This is a genomic window from Caulobacter sp. FV2ye17ST (assembly GCF_058680955.1).
The window spans coordinates 217,627-234,614 of record NZ_CM178727.1 but is presented as its reverse complement, the minus strand read 5'-3'; the positions used below and the strand labels follow the sequence as shown (position 1 = coordinate 234,614).

The following is a 16,988-nucleotide window of genomic DNA, read 5'->3' as shown; positions in this document are numbered from 1 at the left end:
GGCTCAGCCGTCGGCCGGGGGCATGCCCTCGAAGATCGTGAGCCCGGCCGGGATCGTCACCCAGTCGGGCTTGCCGCGCGCGAAGATGGCGATCTGCGGCTGGAACAGGGACGGGTCGTCCAGCGAGCCCGCATAGAGGGTGTGCGAGTCGTCCACCCCCACCTCACCGCCAAACACCAGACCGCCACAGACGGGGCAGGAGTTGCGCAGGGCCAAGCCGCCATTGGCCGCCGGACTGGAGAACTTCAGGGTCTCTCCGGTGATGGTCAGGGCGCTGGCGGCGAACCCCATGAACGGAATGAAGCCCGAGCCCGACGCCTTGCGGCAGTCGGCGCAGTAGCAGTGGCCGGCATACAGCGGCTCGCCGCTGGCCTCATAGCGCACCGCGCCGCAGAGGCAGCCGCCGGTGTAGCGGGTGGGATTTTCGTCCATGCCCGCCACGCTACAAGCGGCAAAACCGGCCAGCAAGCCGTCAGCCGGCCGCCGCCTTGATCAGCGCCACCACCATGGCGTTGGCCGGGGTGGGGATGCCATGGGCCGCGCCGCGCCGCACGATCACGCCGTTGCGGGCGTCCAGCTCCATCGGCCGTCCCGCCAGGCGGTCGGCGTGCAGCGAATTGATCCCGTCGGGCGCCCCCGCGCGATAGCCGGCGATCACGGCGTCGGGCAAATCATCCGACAGGTCGGCGCCCTCGGCCCGGCCCACGGCCACGCATTCGGCCACCAGGGTCCGCATGACCTGGGCCGCGCCCTCGTCATGGGCCAGGCCAGCCGGCTTCAGCAGCAGGGCGTTGACCGCCCCGGCGCAGTTGAGGGCCAGCTTCTTCCACGCCTCGGTCCTGAAGTCGGGCGTGGTCGAGACGGCGATCGGGGTGTGGGCGAACAGGGCCACGAACGCGCGGCCGGTCGCGTCGTCCGGAACCCGGATCCAGCCGTCGCGGCGCTGCAAGATGCGGCCCGGCGCGTTGCGCTCGGCGGGGATGTCGACCACCGCCGGCGCGATGCGGTCGGCCGGCAGGCGATCCAGAAACGGCTCGACATGCTCGACCCCGTTTCGCAGCACCGCCAGCCGGGTCGCCGGCCCGACCAGGGCGTCCAGCCAGCCCTGCGCCGAAGCGGTGTCATAGGTCTTGGTGGCGATCAGCACCCAGTCGACGGGGCCGGCCTGCGCCGGATCGGTCAGCACGGCGGGATTGGCCGTGATCATGCCGCCGGGCGTCTCGATCTCCAGCCCCTCGAACGGCGTGCGGGCGCAGACCGTGACCGACAGGGCCGGGTTCTGGGCCAGCCAGGCGGCGATGGTTCCACCGACCGCGCCGGGTCCGATCAGGGCGATGGTGGTCATGACGCGACTCCAAAACGAAAACGCCGCCCTGATAGAGGGCGGCGCTTCCTACGTCACGTTGCGAAAAATCATTCCGCCGGCAGCGACGCTTCCGAACGCTTGGCCATCAGCTGTTCGAAGCTGGACCACACGCCTTCGCCACCATGCCACTGGCCCTTGGTCGCGGCCTTGGAATATTCGGTGGCGCGGGCCTCGAAGAAGTTGGCGTGCTCGACGCCGCTCAGCAGCGACTGCAGCCACGGAAGCGGGTTTTCCTTGACGCCATACACTTCCGGTAGGTGCAGCTGGCGCAGGCGCCAGTCGGCGATGAAGCGGATATATTGCTTGATGTCTTCCGGGGTCATGCCCTGGATCTCGCCGGCCTCGAAGGCCAGGTCGATGAACTTGTCTTCCAGGCCCACCACGGTCTTGCAGCAGTCGACGATGTCGTCGGCCACGGCCTTGGTCACCGCGCCGGTCTCGGCGTTGAAGGCGTGGTACAGCTTGATGATGCCTTCGCAGTGCAGGCTCTCGTCGCGGATCGACCACGACACCACCTGCCCCATGCCCTTCATCTTGTTGAAGCGCGGGAAGTTCATCAGCATGGCGAAGCTGGCGAACAGCTGCAGGCCTTCGGTGAAGCCGCCGAACATCGCCAGGGTGCGGCAGATGTCGGCATTGGTCTCGACGCCGAACTTCTGCATGAAGTCGTGCTTGTCGCGCATGGCCTCGTATTCCATGAACGCGCCGAACTCGCTTTCCGGCATGCCGATGGTCTCGAGCAGCAGGGCGTAGGCCGCGATATGGATGGTCTCCATATTGGCGAACGACGACAGCATCATCTTCACTTCGGTGGGTTTGAACACCCGGCCGTAGCGTTCCATGTAGTTGTCGGCGACCTCGATGTCGGCCTGGGTGAAGAAGCGGAAGATCTGCGTCAGCAGGTTCCGTTCCTTGTCATTGAGCTTGACGGCCCAGTCCTTGAGATCCTCGCCCAGCGGGATCTCTTCGGGCATCCAGTGGACCTGCTGCTGCTTCTTCCAGAACTCGTGAGCCCACGGATAGCGGAAAGGCTTGTAGGCTGCCGAGGGCGTCAGGAGGCCAGGAAGGGTGATAAGCTTGGCGGACATCGGCAGCGGCTCCAGGGACGGGCGGACACGAATCGGACGGACGAGTTAGGCTCTCTTCGTACCGCAGCCAACAGGTTCATCTAGTGGTCAGTTGGTCGCAGCACACAACATGTTGTGGGTAGATTGCTAATCGATGGTTAACGCAGCATACACCATATACGGCGCGCTTGGCTCGGGTTCCGTGCCGGTCGAAGCCACTTTGACCCTGCTGGGGCAGCCCTATGCGGTCATAGAGGCGCCGACCTGGGAAGGCGAGTCCGAGCAGGCCAAGGTGGCCGTGGTCAATCCGCTGAAACAGATCCCGGCCCTGGTCACCCCGGCCGGCGAGACGATCACCGAGAGCGCCGCCATCCTGATCTGGCTGGCCGACCGCCATCCTGAGGCGGGCCTGTCCCCGGCGCTGGATTCACCGCTCCGCGCCCAGTTTCTGCGCTGGATGACCTTCATCCCGGCCTCGATCTATTCGCTGTTCTGGGTGCGGGATGAGCCCTCGCGGCTGGTGGGCGACGACGCGGCGATGCAGGCGAAGGTCAAGGCCGCCACCGCCGACCGCATCCTCGATTGCTGGGCGATGATGGAGAGCCAGCTGACGCCGGGGCGGTACCTGCTGGGCGACCAGATGACCGTGCTGGACCTCTATGTCGCCGTCGTCAGCCGCTGGGGCCCCCGGCGGGTGCGGTTCTACGAGGCCGCGCCGAGGATGGCGGAGGTGGTCCGGCGCGTGGACGCCGATCCGAGGCTGACGGCGTTCTGGGCGGAGCGGTTTCCGTTTTTTGACGGGTGGGAGCGGTTGGGGCAGCAGGCGTGATCGTCATCCAGCCGGCTTCGCAAGAGGCTTGATGACGATGTACTTGATTGAGACGTTAGTCGCCTTCAACACCTTCAAGCGTGCCCCGCGAAAGCCAATCTCATCGCCGTCAGCTAGATCGTAGGTCAATTCCTGAGAAAAGGCCGGACGTGCCAAATCGCGCATGAACTCGCGGTACGACAACGCAATGGTACCCTTAGACACACCGCTGTAGAGCAGTTGAACCCGGAAACCGTCGGGGCCGAGGTCTTCCGTGCCAGCGTCTGATACTGTCGCGCCCTCGGTTGGACCGCTGGCACGCATTCCATAATCGTTTTCCCAGTAAGCTTTTGGAGGACCACCTTCGGACGGCAGCAGAATTCCTCCCTTCTGCCACTGAGTACGGATACCGAATGCTTGCAGCGTCACCCCAAGGCGAGACTGGTAATAGCGACCCTTGTCGTTTTCACCGACCAGAGTGTAGACGCCCGGCGGCAGGATCATCTTGTTTCCAACGATGGAGCCAGTTTTGACGAGGCTCTCGAGACGGACAGCTGGGGCACGGTAGTAGCGCTCAAGCATCATGATTGCCTGACCGACTTCGGCCTCCATCTCGGCGCCGGGCGCGGGGGTGCTACGCTCAACCAGGTCTTGAGCCTGTGTCGCCGAGGTCAGCAGCATGGTTAGCGAGATAGCCCCAGCAAGATACTTCATAGCCACCCCGTTCGAGCCACATGCAGAAACCTGACCATAGAGTGGTAGATTTACCCAGACCGCAACCGAGGCGCGTCTTCGGGCAGATACATGCTGGCATTTTTTAGGATCGCGAGCGCTAGAACGTTGTCAGAGGTCGACCCGACCGCCCCGGTCGGGTGCGATCCTTAAATCTCTTGGAGGCTGCAGCGTGCAGGGCTGTTCGGGTTGGTCAAGGACCGCCCTCCGGGCGGCCGCCACGCGGCGGCGCTGCGCGCCGTCCTTGAGCAACCCGAACAGCCCTGCGATCGTCTCGCCGTGAGATTTAGGGAGGGCTCCTTCTCCGGCGAGAAGGAAGCAAACCCACTCCTTTCATCCTGGAAGCCTCTCAGAGGCTCTCCGGGATGACACGGGAAGGGGAGTTCGGCAGTTGAGGCGCCCGCCTCGAACGCTCTAGAACCACTCACCCGACCACCGCCCCACCGGAGCCCCATGGACCTCAGCCAGCTCGACGTGATCGTGCGAGTCGCGGGGGCCACCCTGCTGCTGTTGCTCGCGGCGCTGCTGGCCCGCGATCCGCGCACCCGGCGGCTGGCCGCCTATTTCGCGCCCATGGCCCTGTGTCTGGCCGGGTTCCTGGCCGGAAACACGCCCGAACCGGCGCTGCGCCTCTCCGGGCCGCTGAGCGCGACGGCCGCGCTGATCGCCGGCTACGCCGCCGTCTTTCTGTGGTGGTTCTGCCTGGCGAGCTTTGATGCAGCCTTCCGGCCGCGTGGCGGAGTCCTGGCCGCGGGTCTGGCCTGGCTGACCATCGCCAGCGCCGATCGCGGCCTGCTGGGGCCGGCGCTGGAGAGCAAGGGCCTGTCGTGGGCGCTGATCGCGCTCGGCCTGGGCATGATCGGCCATCTCGCCTGGCGGCTGGTCCGCGACCACGCCGGTGATCTGGTCGACGAGCGGCGGCGCGCGCGGGTCCTGGTCGTTGCGCTCCTGGCCGGCCAGCTGGCCGGCGACTTCCTGGTCGACCTGATCATGGGGCTGGACTGGGGGCCGCAGGGCTTCACCATCATCCAGAACGCCGCCCTGCTGGCCTTCGCCGCCTGGCTGGCGCTGCGCCTGCTGCCGGTTCCCGCCCCGGCCAGCGCCGCCGCGCCCGTCGCCCTGCCCGCCCAGGGCGAGGAAGCGCGCCTGACCGAGCGCCTGCGGGTGCTGATCGAAGTCGAGAAGGTCCACCTGACGCCCGACCTCACCTTCGCCGATTTCGTGCGCCGGATGGGCGCGCCCGAGCGGACGGTCCGCCGGCTGATCAACCACCGTCTGGGCCACGACCACTTCCGCGCCTTCCTGAACACCTGCCGCGTGGCCGAGGCCAGACGGCTGCTGACTGATCCGGCGCGGGCCGACGACAAGCTGATCGCCATCGCGCTGGACAGCGGCTTTGCCTCGCTGGCCTCATTCAACCGCGCCTTTCAGGCGGTGGAGGGCCGGCCGCCCAGCGCCTTTCGCGCCGTGCCGACTCCTGAGGAACGCCCCGCCGTCTTCTGAGGAGCGGGCGCCCCCTTGGCCGCCCTAAGGCCAAGCCTCGATCGGAACGCGAGGCGATTTCATGGACGGCATCTTGAGCATCAGCGCGATCGTGGCGCTGCTTCTGGCGGCGGGCGGGGCGATCGCGCTGCCGGGTGGGCGTCAGGGCGTCTCGCTGCGATGGCTGCTGGTGGCGGCGGGACTGGTCCTGCTCAATGACGCCCTGCTGACGCGCGTCTATCGGCTGGTTCCGGATCTGATCCCCGGCGACTGGAACTGGCAGGGCAAGCTCGCGGCCCTGGTCGCCACCCTGGCGGTGGCCGCCCTGCCCGTCTTCGGCTGGCGCGCCAGCGGCCTCACCCTGCGCCAGTCCCGCCTGAAGGCGCCGCTGATCGTCGCAGGCCTCTATGGCCTGCTGTTCGTCGGTCTGGCCCTGGCCTTTCCCAATGAACCCGCGTCCGCCGAGACCATCGCCTTCCAGCTGACGATGCCCAGTCTGGAAGAAGAGGCCTTCTATCGCGGTGTCCTGCTGCTGGCGCTGGACCGCGCCTTTACCGGCCGAGCGCGCTTTCTGGGCGTCGAATGGGGCTGGGGCGCGGTGCTGTCCTGCGGCCTGTTTGGCCTGGCCCACGCCTTCGGAGTGTCGCACGGCAAGGTCTCCTTCGACGTCCTGACGATGGCCCTGACCGCCGGCCCGTCGTTCATCGCCGTCTGGATCCGCCTGCGCACTGGCAGCGTGCTGCTGCCCATGGCGATGCACAGCGTAGGCAACGCCGCCTCGCTGTTTCTCTAGCGCAGGCTTTACCTCGCCAAGCTTCGCCGCTAGAAACCCCGCCGATGCACATCGCCGCGACCACTATTATGACCCCAAAAACGACCCGCTTCGGTGGGGCGTCTTCGGGTCTGTGCGCGATCTAGTCCGCATCCCGAACTCAGCCCCGCCGATGCGCGGGGCGGCTCTCACTTTGCAAGAGACCTGAAGCTCCCCGCGCCTCCGCACTTTCCAGGAGACGTACCCCCGTGAGCTTCAGATTTTCCCGTTCCAATCCCCCGCATGTCGGCGTCGTCGGCGCCACCGGCCTGGTCGGCGGCATGATGCGCGAACTGCTGGCGGAGCGCGACTTCCCGCTGGCCTCGCTGCGCCTGTTCGCCTCGCCCCGTTCGGCGGGGACGAAGATCGCGTTCCAGGGCCGCGAGATCACCGTCGAGAACGCCGAAACCGCCGACTTCACGGGCCTGGACCTGGTGTTCTTCTCGGCCGGCGGCGCTGCCTCGCGCCAACTGGCCCCCAAGGCCGTCGCGGCCGGGGCGATCGTGATCGACAACTCCTCGGCCTGGCGCGGCGATCCCGACGTGCCGCTGGTGGTGTCGGAGGTCAATCCGCACGCCCTGAACCATATCCCCAAGGGCATCGTCGCCAATCCCAACTGCACCACCATGGCCGCCATGCCGGCGCTGAAGCCGCTGCACGAGGCCGCCGGCCTCAAGCGTCTGACGGTCAGCACCTATCAGGCCGCTTCGGGTGGCGGCGTGGCCGGCATCGAGGTACTGGCCAAGCAGCTGGCCGCCGGCGCCAAGGGCGATGTGGCGGGCCTGGCCCTGAGCGGCGACGCCGTCGCCCTGCCCCCGCCCGAAAAGTGGGCCGTGCCCCTGGCCTATAACGTGGTGCCGCTGAACTACGTGCTGGCCGAGGATGGCTATACCGAGGAAGAGCTGAAGCTGCGCGACGAGACCCGCAAGATCCTCGAGATCCCGGGCCTCCCGGTGTCCAGCACCTGCGTGCGGGTGCCGGTGTTCACGGGCCATTCGCTGTCGATCAACGCCGAGTTCGAGCGGCCGCTCTCGGTGGCGCAGGCCACGGCCCTGCTGGCCGCCGCGCCGGGCGTCGTGCTCGACGACGTGCCCAACCCTCTGGCCGCGACCGGCCAGGACCCGGTCTTCGTCGGCCGCCTCCGTCCCGACCCCACCGTGGCCCACGGCCTGGCGCTGTTCGTCACCGGCGACAACCTGCGAAAGGGCGCGGCCCTGAACGCCGTGCAGATCGCCGAGGTGATGCTGGGGGCGTAGGGGGTCACCAGACTTGCCCCCTGACCTCTTCTCCCTTCCCCCTTTGATGGGGGAAGGGCGGGGTTGGGGGTGACCCCGCCGGACGATTTCACGCAGGCTGCGCCACATCCTGAACCTCTGTCACCCCCATCCCCAACCCTTCCCCCATCAAAGGGGGAAGGGGGCAACGTGGGCGGATGGAGAGGCGCGTGGTCTCGCAAAGCCCGACCTGCTAAGTCCCCGCCATGCTGACCGATCCCTTCTTCTACGCCGTCGCCATCCCGGCCGTGATCCTGCTGGGCCTGGCCAAGGGCGGGTTCGCGGGGATCGGGGTGGTGGCGACGCCGCTGCTGGCCCTGGCCATCTCGCCGGTGCTGGCCGCCGCCATCCTGCTGCCGATCCTGATCGTGCAGGACGTCGTCAGCGTCTGGGCGTTCCGCAAAACCTGGGACAAGGGCCTGCTGAAGCTGATGCTGCCGGCCGCCGCGATCGGCATCTTTCTGGGTTGGGCGCTGGCGGCCTTTGTCTCGCCGGCGGCGGTCGAGCTGGCCGTGGGCCTGATCTCGATCGTCTTCGCCCTGCAGCGGCTGTGGGCCGAGCGGGCGGTCAAGGTCTCCGAACAGCTGGGAACCACAGCGGGCCGGCCGTGGCTGGGGGCCCTGTGCGGCCTGACGGCGGGCTTCACCAGCCAGATCGCCCATGCCGGCGGGCCGCCGTTCCAGATCTATGTGCTGCCGCGCCGCCTGCCGCGCGACGTCTTCATCGGCACCAGCGCCATCTTCTTCGCCGTGGTCAACTGGATGAAGGTGCCGGCCTATATCGCCCTGGGCCAGTTCACGCCCAAGGTGCTGGCCACCGCCGGCGTGCTGCTGCCCCTGGCCATCGCCTCGACCTGGGCCGGGGTCTGGCTGGTGCGACGGGTTCCGGCAGAGGGCTTCTATCGCGTGATCTATGTCCTTTTGGTCGCGGTCGGCGGAAAGCTGGTGTTTGACGGGAGCGTCGCTTTGCTTTCCTGACGACCCGCCGCCCTTTCGGCGCCATGATCATCGTCGTTCATACGTCATCCGACGCGATTAGACTGACTCCATGACCGACATCATCACCACGCACTATCCGACCCCGGGCGCCAAGTTCGCCGACCTCATCGTGCATCTGGCCGGCCTGGCCTGCGCGTTGCTGGGCGGCGGCATCCTGCTGGGCCTGGCCTTCGGGATCGGCGACCTGAAACAGGTCGCGGCGGTGTCGGTCTATACGGTCGGCCTGATCCTGATGCTGTCGCTGTCGACGGCCTACAATTTCGCCACCACCCGCTGGCGGCCGCTGCTGCGTCGCTTTGACCATGCCGGCATCTTCGTGATGATCGCCGCGTCCTACACCCCCTTCACCACCCAGAACCTGACCGGCTGGTGGGCGATCGGCATGACCACGGCCGTCTGGACCGTGGCCACCGTCGGCGTGCTGGCCAAGTTGCTGCTGCCGGGCCTGGACAAGCGCTTCTGGGTCGGCCTGTACCTGGCCCTGGGCTGGCTGGTGCTGGTGGCCATCAAGCCGATGATCGACGGCCTGTCCTGGGTGGCCCTGCTGCTGCTGGCCATCGGCGGCATCGTCTATTCGACCGGCACGATCTTCTATCTGATGCGCCGCCTGAAGTTCCGCCGCGCCATCTGGCACGGCCATGTGATCGGCGGCGCGGGCCTGCACTACGCCGCCGTGCTGGTCGGCGTGGTCCTGGCTGGCTCGCACGCGTGAGGCCGGCTTGAGTCGGGGGCCGGAGAGCAAGACCACCGTACAGAGCCTGTTCGCCGACTGGTGGACGGGCGATCCCCTGCGCGGCAAGCGCCTGGCGACCCCGCCGGCCAACCAGCTGGCCGAGATCGTCGATTTTCCCGGCGTGCGCCTGACGGCGGATCAGGCCGACCAGGCCCTGAACGCCGTCGCCGACCGCCTGACCCCGACCCGCTCGCTGCTGGGTCGCGCCGACTTCAACATCCTGGCCCTGTCGGGCGGAGCCTCCGGCGGCGCCTATGGGGCGGGCGTGCTGACCGGCCTGTCCAAGGCCGGCGCGCGACCCGAATTCGCCATCGTCACCGGGGTCAGCACCGGCGCCCTGATCGCGCCCCTGGCCTTTCTGGGCTCGGCCTGGGACGAACGCCTGACCGACTCCTATGTCGGCGGCCACGCGGCCGACCTGCTCAGCATCAAGGGCTTCGCCGGGGGCCTGGGGGCCGGCCTGTTCAAGGGCGAGGGCCTGGAGGCGCTGGTCTGGCCGTTCATCGACGAGGTGGTGGTCGAGGCCGTGGCCCGCGAGCACGCCCGGGGCCGTCGCCTGCTGATCGCCACCACCAATCTCGACAACCAGAAGGCCGTCATCTGGGACATGGGCGCGATCGCCAGCCGCGGCGGCGAGGCCGCCCTGCAGCTGTTTCGCGACGTCATGCTGGCCTCGGCCTCGGTGCCGGGCCTGTTCCCGGCCAAGCTGTTCACGGTCGAGGCAGGCGGCGAGCGCTATCAGGAAATGCATGTCGATGGCGGCGTCGCCGCGCCGCTGTTCCTGATGCCCGACGCCCTGCTCCACTGGCGCAGCCTGGGCCAGCGCCTGAGGCGCGGCAGGGTCTATGTGATCGTCAACACGGTGCTGGACCCCTCGCCACGCTCGACCCCGGCCGGGGTGGCCTCGATCATGGTGCGCGGCTTCGAGACCATGCTGCGGTTTTCCTATCGGCAGGCGCTCAGCCTGGCCGCCGGTTTCTGCGCGCGCCACAATCTGCCGCTCAGCGTCGCCTCGATTCCGTCGAGCTTCGACAATCTGAACATGCTGAAATTCGACACCGCGACCATGCGCGCCATCTTCGATGAGGCCGAGCGCCTGGCCATGGCGGGCAGCGTCTGGGCCAGCCCCTCGCCCGAGCCCACCGGCTGGAGGGGCCTGTTCCGGCGTCAGCCTGCCCGGGCCGACATCGACCCCGGCCCGACCGACGTTCTGGAATAACGGACGCCGCGGCTCAGGCCTTTTTCAGATGGCTTTCTTCAGGTGGCTTTCTTGAGGTGACGGGCGCGCAGCTTTTCCACGTTGGGCGGATCGGCGCGGAAGTCGGACGCCAGGCCCAGGCGCGCATTGCACGACGGGCAGCGAACGGAATCCTCGTCGGCCAGATCGGGCGAAGGGTCAAAGCGCGTGCCGCACGGCTTGCACTTCCAGTCGCCCACGGCCGGAGGCGGCGGAGGCGGCGGTTCGGGCACGACCGGGCGCGCCGGACGGGCCATGCGCTCCAGCGGCTTTGGGCCTCCGGGCGCGGCGACGCCGCTCTTGAGGCTCAGGATCTTGCGGCGCGGGGGCTCGCTGTCAGTCATGGGGGCGCTATCGCATGATCACGGCGCGAAACTCAAGCGCCGAGAGCCCTACCAGTTCGGTTTCAGGCTGAAAGACAGGGCTACCATCGAGTCCTTCTGGGTGGCCATGCCCATGATGACGTCCTTGGCCTTCATCTCGCGATGGATGTAGCCGACCGAGGCCTGCATCGGCCCCTTGCGCCAGGCCACGCCGGCCTGGGCGTCGCCGATCAGCTTGCTGTTGACGTCCGAGCTCATGCCGGCCCGGCTCCAGTCGCCGTCCTGGCCGCGCAGCATGTTCAGGCCCACGGCCCGGCCGCTGGCGGCGGCGAACACGTACCAGCGCCCGCGCTGGCCGAAGGCCTCGTCGCCGTCGCGCAGGCCCAGGGAGTCGCTGACCCGGTCCTCGACATTCTTGCCCAGGCGCACGGTGGCGCCGGCCTCGGCCGAACCGCCCGCGTCGCCAAAGCCAAAGCCGGCATGGGGCGAGAAATCCAGGGCGTACTTGCCCGCCTCCAGCTTGACCGCCGAAGGCCAGCCGCGCGTCAGGGTGACGTCGATGTTTTCGGCGTCGAAGGCCTGGGCGTCAGGGCGCACCAGGCTGAGCGGTGCGATGGCGGCGTTGCGGGCCACGGCGGCGACCGAAACACGCAATGAATCGACCGCACCGCCTTCCGTCTGGCCGACCACGAAGGCGTTGGAGCGCCAGCTCACCGGGCCGCGGCCGTCATAATAGCGGTCGGCGTCCAGCAGCCGCACATCGCCGAAGGTGGCGGCGGGCGAGAGTGCGAACTGGCCCTCCACGCGGCCCTGGGGCGAGCCCACCTCGCGCGGCGCGAAGCCGGCGGCGGCGGTGTCGGCGGGCTGAACCTCGTTGCGGGTGAGCTTCATGGGCTCGGCCGTGGGGGCGCTCAGCTGGAAGCTGACGGAGGCGGCCTCGTCTGTGGCCGCGACAGTCTTCGAGGGTTTGGCTGGAGGGGTCTTGGAGGCCTTTGGCGCGGCCTGAGCGACGGATACGGGCGTCGCGGCCATGACCAGGGTCATGACTGTCAGGCAGAGCGCGGAAAGTCCCGTTTCCCTGATCCGCACGGCGGATTCCCCAATCCCAGTTGTCGTCAGCCTATCCCGTAAATCGCGGCTGTCTACCGCGACGAAAGCCCACAGGGTGAACAGCGTGACTCCAAAAGGGTTCCAGAAACGCAAACGGCGGCGGGGTTTTTGACCCCGCCGCCGCTTAACCATCTTGAATTTTTCTGGCCGCCTATTGGCAGGCGAGGCATTCCTCGTAGTCGGTCTTCTCGGCGATATCGAAACCGCCGGTCGGCTCGACCGCGAATTCCGAGCCGGCATAGGAAGCCCGCTGAACCGACTTCGAGCGCAGATAGTACAGCGATTTGACGCCGCGCTCCCAGGCCTGCCAGTGCAGCATGTGCAGGTCCCACTTGTCGACATCGCCCGGCAGGAAGATGTTGACCGACTGGCTCTGGCAGATTTCCGGCGTGCGATCGGCGGCCAGTTCGACCACCCAGCGCTGGTCCAGCTCGAAGGCGGTCTTGTAGACGTCCTTGTCGTCCTGGCTGAGGAAGTCCAGGTGCTGGACCGAGCCCTCGTTCTCCAGGATCGTGCCCCACACCGCGTCGGTGTTGTGGCCCTTTTCTTCGAGCAGCTTCTCCAGATAGGGGTTCTTGACCGCGAACGACCCCGACAGGGTCTTGTGCGTGTAGATATTGGCCGGGATCGGCTCGATGCCGGCGCTGGTGCCGCCGCAGATGATCGAGATCGAGGCGGTCGGGGCGATGGCCAGCTTGTGCGAGAAGCGCTCCATCGAGCCGCGATCGGCGGCGTCCGGGCACGGGCCCTTCTCTTCACCGATGGCGATCGAGGCCTTGTCGGCCTCGCGGCGCAGGTGCTTGAACATCCGCATGTTCCAGCTCTTGGCCAGCGCGCTCTCGAAGGGCACGTTCTGGCTTTGCAGGAAGCTGTGGAAGCCCATCAGGCCCAGGCCCACCGAACGCTCGCGCATGGCGGCATAGGCGGCGGTGGCGGCGGCGTCCGGCGCGCGGTCGATGAAGTCCTGCAGGACGTTGTCTAGGAAGCGCATGATGTCCTCGATGAACATCGGCTCGTCGCGCCATTCCATGAAGGTCTCGGCGTTGACCGACGACAGGCAGCAGACGGCCGTGCGGTCATTGCCAAGGTGATCGACGCCGGTGTGCAGCATGATCTCGCTGCACAGGTTGGACTGGCGCACGGTCAGGCCCAGCTCGCGCTGGTGCTGGGGCATGGCGCGGTTCACGGTGTCGGAGAAGATCAGATAGGGCTCGCCGGTCTGCAGGCGCAGCTCCAGCACCTTCTGCCACAGCGAGCGGGCGTCGACCTCGCGCAGCACTTCGTTGGTCTTGGGCGAGCGCAGGCCAAACTTCAGGCCGTCGCGGACCGCGTGCATGAACTCGTCGCTGATCGAGATGCCGTGGTGCAGGTTCAGGGACTTGCGGTTGAAGTCGCCCGACGCCTTGCGGATTTCCAGGAACTCTTCGATTTCCGGGTGGTGGATGTCCAGATAGACGGCCGCCGAGCCGCGGCGCAGCGAGCCCTGGCTGATCGCCAGGGTCAGGCTGTCCATCACGCGGATGAAGGGGATGATGCCGCTGGTCTGGCCCTGGCCCTTGACCTTCTCGCCGATCGACCGGACGCCGCCCCAGTAGGTGCCGATGCCGCCGCCGTTGGCCGCCAGCCAGACGTTCTCGTTCCAGACACTCAGGATGCCGTCCAGGCTGTCGGAGACCGAGTTCAGGAAGCAGCTGATCGGCAGGCCGCGCTCGGCGCCGCCATTGCTGAGCACCGGGGTCGACGGCATGAACCACAGCTTGCTCATGTAGTCATAGACGCGCTGGGCGTGGTCGGCGTCGTCGGCGAAGGCGGTCGACACGCGGGCGAACATGTCCTGATAGGACTCGCCCGGCAGCAGATAGCGATCTTCCAGGGTGGTCTTGCCGAAATCGGTCAGCAGGGCGTCGCGCGAGCGATCGACCTCGACCTTGCGCACCAGCGCCAATTTCGGACGCTCGGAGACCCGCATACCCTCGGTGCGACCCTGGGGGAGCGCAGTCGTCTTCGCCGCTTCACTGCCGTTCATGACCAAAATCCATAATCAATCAGCGTGTTCCGGAGAAGGGAACGCCCCGCCCAGCCGCTACATCTTGTGGCCGAGGAGCCCCCTCAGCCCACATATGGGGCCACAGTGGCTAATGACTCGTCAACGCCCCGCAGGCGAGTTTTTCGTTAACAAGCTGTGAACGGCTCCAACTTAGCGGGCAGGATCAAGGGGTTGCCCAAGCGAACTTTTTTCAGCTGCGACAGACGGTCACAAGCCCGGTCAAGCGATCCGCCCCCGGACTTCGACATCCGCCCACAGCATGGTCCATGGGCGCCCCGGGTCGGTCACACCAGGGGCTTGAGCGCGGTCGCGGGACGTTGGCGTGCGCGAGGTGGCCAGGGCCCTCCTGAAGGGCCTACGGCGCAAAAGAAAAGGGCCCGGCGTCGCCGCCAGGCCCTTCCCAGATCAAGTTGATCCAGATCTTAGAAGTTGATCGAGATCGTGGAACGGCGGTTCAGCGGTTCCTTCACACCATCGCCGGTGGCGACGGCGGGGGCGCTTTCGCCCTTCCAGTCAACGGCCAGGGTGTCCTGGGCGACGCCCAGACCAACCAGGGCGTCAGCAACGGCCTTCGCACGACGCTCCGACAGGCGGGCGTTGTACTTCGGCGAACCCGAGGTGTCGGTGTGACCGACGACCACCAGCTTCGTCGCCTTGCCGGCGTTGGCGTAGTTCGCGGCTTCCGAAACCACCGACTGGGCTTCCGGCGTCAGCACGTACTGATCGAACGGGAAGTAGACGATGAACTCGCGAGCCTCATACGCCGGCGGAGGCGGCGGGGGAGGCGGCGGGGGCGGAGGCGGCGGGGGCGGAGGGGGCGGCGGGGGCGGGGGCGGCGGGGGCGGCGGGGCCGGCGGGGCAGCGAAGGAATAGCGGAGACCCACGGTCACCGACTGGTCCTTGTACTGGCCACCGAAGGTGCCCGGTTGCAGGGCGCCAGCGGAACCCGTCGACAGCCACTCGGTGTCGTAGCCGGCGAGATAGCGATAGGTGACGTCGATCTTCAGCTTGTCGGTCGCCTTGATCGAGGCGCCGGCCAGAGCTTGCCAGGCGATCGAGGTGTCGTCGTCGTCAACGCTGAGGTTCTGGATAGCCGGGTTGCTGGCCGAGATCGGGGCCTGAACGCCGCTGAACTGACCCAGGGCCTTCACGTCAACGCGGTTGAGGCCGAGGCCGGCGCCGACGAAGGGGTTGATCCAGGCGTCCGGAGCGAAGTCGTACAGGACGTTCGCCATCAGGGTCCAGGAGTCGATCGAGCCGTCCGGCGAGCCGCAATTGGCGGCGGCGGCGGTGCGGATCACGCCGGGGGCGCAGAGGCCGCGGGGCTGTTGGCGAACGGCGTTGCCGCGAACCGAGGTCAGGTCGCCGGGGCGATAGCCGCCTTCGAGTTCAGCGCGCCAGTTCGGGGTGAACTGGTAGCCAAGACGAACAAAGCCGGTCCAATCCTTATCGGTGGCCCACTGCCAGTGATAGTTGGCGTTGTCCGGGGCCCGCAGGCTGGACTCGGTGCCGATGGCGGTCGGGAAGTGGTAGCCCAGGTCGACCGCGCCGTACCAGCCGGTCTCTTGAGCGGAGACGCCCGACGCGGCGCAAACCGCAGCCAGAGCGACTCCCGCCAGGAGTTTGAATTTCATATCAAGAGCCCTCTATTGCCCTGCTCCGGCCGAAGACGACCGAGCATCGTTATACCAAGGCGAACGTCCCGGGAAAGTGTCAGCAAAGCCACACTCGTCAGGTTTCGCTGACCTGGATATTCGCTCCAGGAAGCCAAACAAGACCGCCCCACAAAATCAACTTCCGAGCGTATCGGCTGAAATTTTCCGCTGAGAGCGCCAGTCTGTTGGTTCGCACGTGAAACCGGGTCGCGCAAGGGCTTGGTGCATGAAAAGGTGGCGCTTTGTCGCAGTACGGCCACATCTATGCTGTCATTCGCGCGACGCGTGAATATCCGCCCGGCGCTCGCCGGCGGCGGATCAGGCAGTCCGGGTGCGGAGCGAGCGGCGCCTAGCTGGCCTTGCGGGCCCGCGGCCTGGCGGCCGGCTTCGAGGTGGCGCGGCTGCCGCCCCTGGGCTCCTTGGCCGGCTTCCCGGCGAGGCTGGCCCGCAGGGCCGCCATCAGGTCCACGACATTGGTGTCCTCGGTCTCGGCCACCTTCTCGACCTTGTGGCCCTTCTGCTTGTCGGCGATCAGCGCCTTCAGGGCGGTCTCGTAGCGATCCACGAACAGGCTGGGATCAAAGGGGCCCTTCTGCTGCTCGATGATCTTCTCGGCGATGGCGATCATGGCCTTGTCCGGGGCCTTGTCGGTGATCGAGGCGAAGATCTCGTCGGCCTTGCGCACCTCGTCGTCGGTCCGCAGCGAATAGGCCAGTATGCCCTGCCCGCGCGGCTCCAGCGCCAGCAGGCGCTCGCGCGTCGACAGCACCACCCGACCCAGGGCGATCTGGCCCGAGCGCTCCATGGCCTCGCGGATCACGCCGAAAGCCTCCTGGGCCAGCTTGCCGTCGGGGGCCAGATAATAGGGATTGTCCCAGTAGATTCGGTCGATGTCGGCGGCGGGCACGAACCGCTCGATGTCGATGGTCTTGGTGCTCTCCAGCTTGACCGATTTGATCTCCTCGTCGGTCAGCAGGACGTACTGGCCGTCGGAAACTTCATAGCCCTTGACCAGATCGGCCCGATCGATCGGTCCCGTGTCGGGATCGGTGGTGATCATCTTGATGCGGTTGTTGGTCTTGGGATTGATCAGGTTGAAGTGAACGTCGCCCCCGCTGCTGGTCGCCGTGTAGAGCGCGACCGGGCAGGTGACGAGCGACAGGCGAAGATGCCCCTGCCAGGTGGGTCGATAGGCCATGTCAAAAACCCCTCAGCGCCGTGATGGCTTCGCGAAGACGACTCAACGGGCGTGCGGCCAATTTGTTCTGCGCGGCGGCGCGGCGCGGCGGCAGGGATCGACAATCGGCCGAGCCCGTTCTGTTCCGGCAACGGTTGGAGCCACGCC

16 protein-coding genes are annotated in these 16,988 nt (G+C 67.2%); 7 read left to right on the top strand and 9 right to left on the bottom strand.

The window, feature by feature from the left end:
* Positions 1-3 precede the first annotated feature (3 nt).
* The 3 genes from ACW17V_RS01065 to ACW17V_RS01055 form a co-directional block, all read right to left on the bottom strand.
* On the bottom strand, positions 4-432 hold the full coding sequence (locus tag ACW17V_RS01065) for a GFA family protein (protein ID WP_492107061.1): 429 nt from the start codon (positions 430-432) through the stop codon (positions 4-6).
* A 40-nt stretch (positions 433-472) separates the two neighbouring features.
* Positions 473-1,345 (bottom strand): 2-dehydropantoate 2-reductase, encoded by an 873-nt coding sequence (locus ACW17V_RS01060; RefSeq protein ID WP_492107060.1) that lies wholly within the window; start codon positions 1,343-1,345, stop codon positions 473-475.
* A gap of 68 nt (positions 1,346-1,413) precedes the next feature.
* Positions 1,414-2,454: a ribonucleotide-diphosphate reductase subunit beta gene (locus ACW17V_RS01055; RefSeq protein WP_492107059.1), complete on the bottom strand. Its 1,041-nt coding sequence runs from the start codon at positions 2,452-2,454 to the stop codon at positions 1,414-1,416.
* Positions 2,455-2,587: 133 nt separating this feature from the next.
* Here ACW17V_RS01055 and ACW17V_RS01050 point away from each other — a divergent pair, with 133 nt between their 5' ends.
* Positions 2,588-3,262: a glutathione S-transferase family protein gene (locus ACW17V_RS01050; protein ID WP_492107058.1), complete on the top strand. Its 675-nt coding sequence runs from the start codon at positions 2,588-2,590 to the stop codon at positions 3,260-3,262.
* 3 nt (positions 3,263-3,265) lie between these two features.
* On the opposite strand, the gene ACW17V_RS01045 is transcribed toward ACW17V_RS01050, so the two are convergent.
* Positions 3,266-3,922 carry a hypothetical protein gene (locus ACW17V_RS01045; RefSeq protein ID WP_492107057.1) on the bottom strand — a complete coding sequence of 219 codons (657 nt, stop codon included), beginning with the start codon at positions 3,920-3,922 and terminating at the stop codon, positions 3,266-3,268.
* A gap of 504 nt (positions 3,923-4,426) precedes the next feature.
* On the opposite strand from ACW17V_RS01045, the gene ACW17V_RS01040 reads away from it, so the two are divergent.
* The 6 genes from ACW17V_RS01040 (at position 4,427) to ACW17V_RS01015 (ending at position 10,490) form a co-directional block, all read left to right on the top strand.
* Positions 4,427-5,476 (top strand): AraC family transcriptional regulator, encoded by a 1,050-nt coding sequence (locus ACW17V_RS01040; RefSeq protein ID WP_492107056.1) that lies wholly within the window; start codon positions 4,427-4,429, stop codon positions 5,474-5,476.
* A gap of 61 nt (positions 5,477-5,537) precedes the next feature.
* Positions 5,538-6,248 carry a CPBP family intramembrane glutamic endopeptidase, BDIM_20840 family gene (locus ACW17V_RS01035; protein WP_492107055.1) on the top strand — a complete coding sequence of 237 codons (711 nt, stop codon included), beginning with the start codon at positions 5,538-5,540 and terminating at the stop codon, positions 6,246-6,248.
* A 227-nt stretch (positions 6,249-6,475) separates the two neighbouring features.
* Positions 6,476-7,522 (top strand): aspartate-semialdehyde dehydrogenase, encoded by a 1,047-nt coding sequence (locus tag ACW17V_RS01030; RefSeq protein WP_492107054.1) that lies wholly within the window; start codon positions 6,476-6,478, stop codon positions 7,520-7,522.
* A 224-nt stretch (positions 7,523-7,746) separates the two neighbouring features.
* Positions 7,747-8,517 (top strand): sulfite exporter TauE/SafE family protein, encoded by a 771-nt coding sequence (locus ACW17V_RS01025; RefSeq protein WP_492107053.1) that lies wholly within the window; start codon positions 7,747-7,749, stop codon positions 8,515-8,517.
* 70 nt (positions 8,518-8,587) lie between these two features.
* A complete protein-coding gene (gene trhA / locus ACW17V_RS01020) occupies positions 8,588-9,250 on the top strand; it encodes a PAQR family membrane homeostasis protein TrhA (RefSeq protein ID WP_492107052.1) in 663 nt (220 codons plus the stop codon).
* A gap of 7 nt (positions 9,251-9,257) precedes the next feature.
* Positions 9,258-10,490, top strand: coding sequence for a patatin-like phospholipase family protein (locus ACW17V_RS01015; protein ID WP_492107051.1), 1,233 nt, complete (start codon positions 9,258-9,260; stop codon positions 10,488-10,490).
* 38 nt (positions 10,491-10,528) lie between these two features.
* Here the strand turns inward: ACW17V_RS01015 and ACW17V_RS01010 are convergent, their stop codons facing one another.
* From ACW17V_RS01010 to ku, 5 genes are all read right to left on the bottom strand, one after another.
* Complete coding sequence (locus ACW17V_RS01010) at positions 10,529-10,852, bottom strand: hypothetical protein (protein ID WP_492107050.1); 324 nt, start codon at positions 10,850-10,852, stop codon at positions 10,529-10,531.
* A gap of 48 nt (positions 10,853-10,900) precedes the next feature.
* Positions 10,901-11,920 (bottom strand): lipid A-modifier LpxR family protein, encoded by a 1,020-nt coding sequence (locus ACW17V_RS01005; RefSeq protein ID WP_492107049.1) that lies wholly within the window; start codon positions 11,918-11,920, stop codon positions 10,901-10,903.
* Positions 11,921-12,092: 172 nt separating this feature from the next.
* Positions 12,093-13,973, bottom strand: a complete 1,881-nt coding sequence (locus ACW17V_RS01000) for a ribonucleoside-diphosphate reductase subunit alpha (RefSeq protein WP_492107048.1) — start codon at positions 13,971-13,973, stop codon at positions 12,093-12,095.
* A 437-nt stretch (positions 13,974-14,410) separates the two neighbouring features.
* On the bottom strand, positions 14,411-15,622 hold the full coding sequence (locus tag ACW17V_RS00995) for an outer membrane beta-barrel protein (RefSeq protein WP_492107047.1): 1,212 nt from the start codon (positions 15,620-15,622) through the stop codon (positions 14,411-14,413).
* A gap of 370 nt (positions 15,623-15,992) precedes the next feature.
* Positions 15,993-16,841, bottom strand: coding sequence for a non-homologous end joining protein Ku (gene ku / locus ACW17V_RS00990; RefSeq protein ID WP_492107046.1), 849 nt, complete (start codon positions 16,839-16,841; stop codon positions 15,993-15,995).
* Between the last annotated feature and the right edge of the window lie 147 nt (positions 16,842-16,988).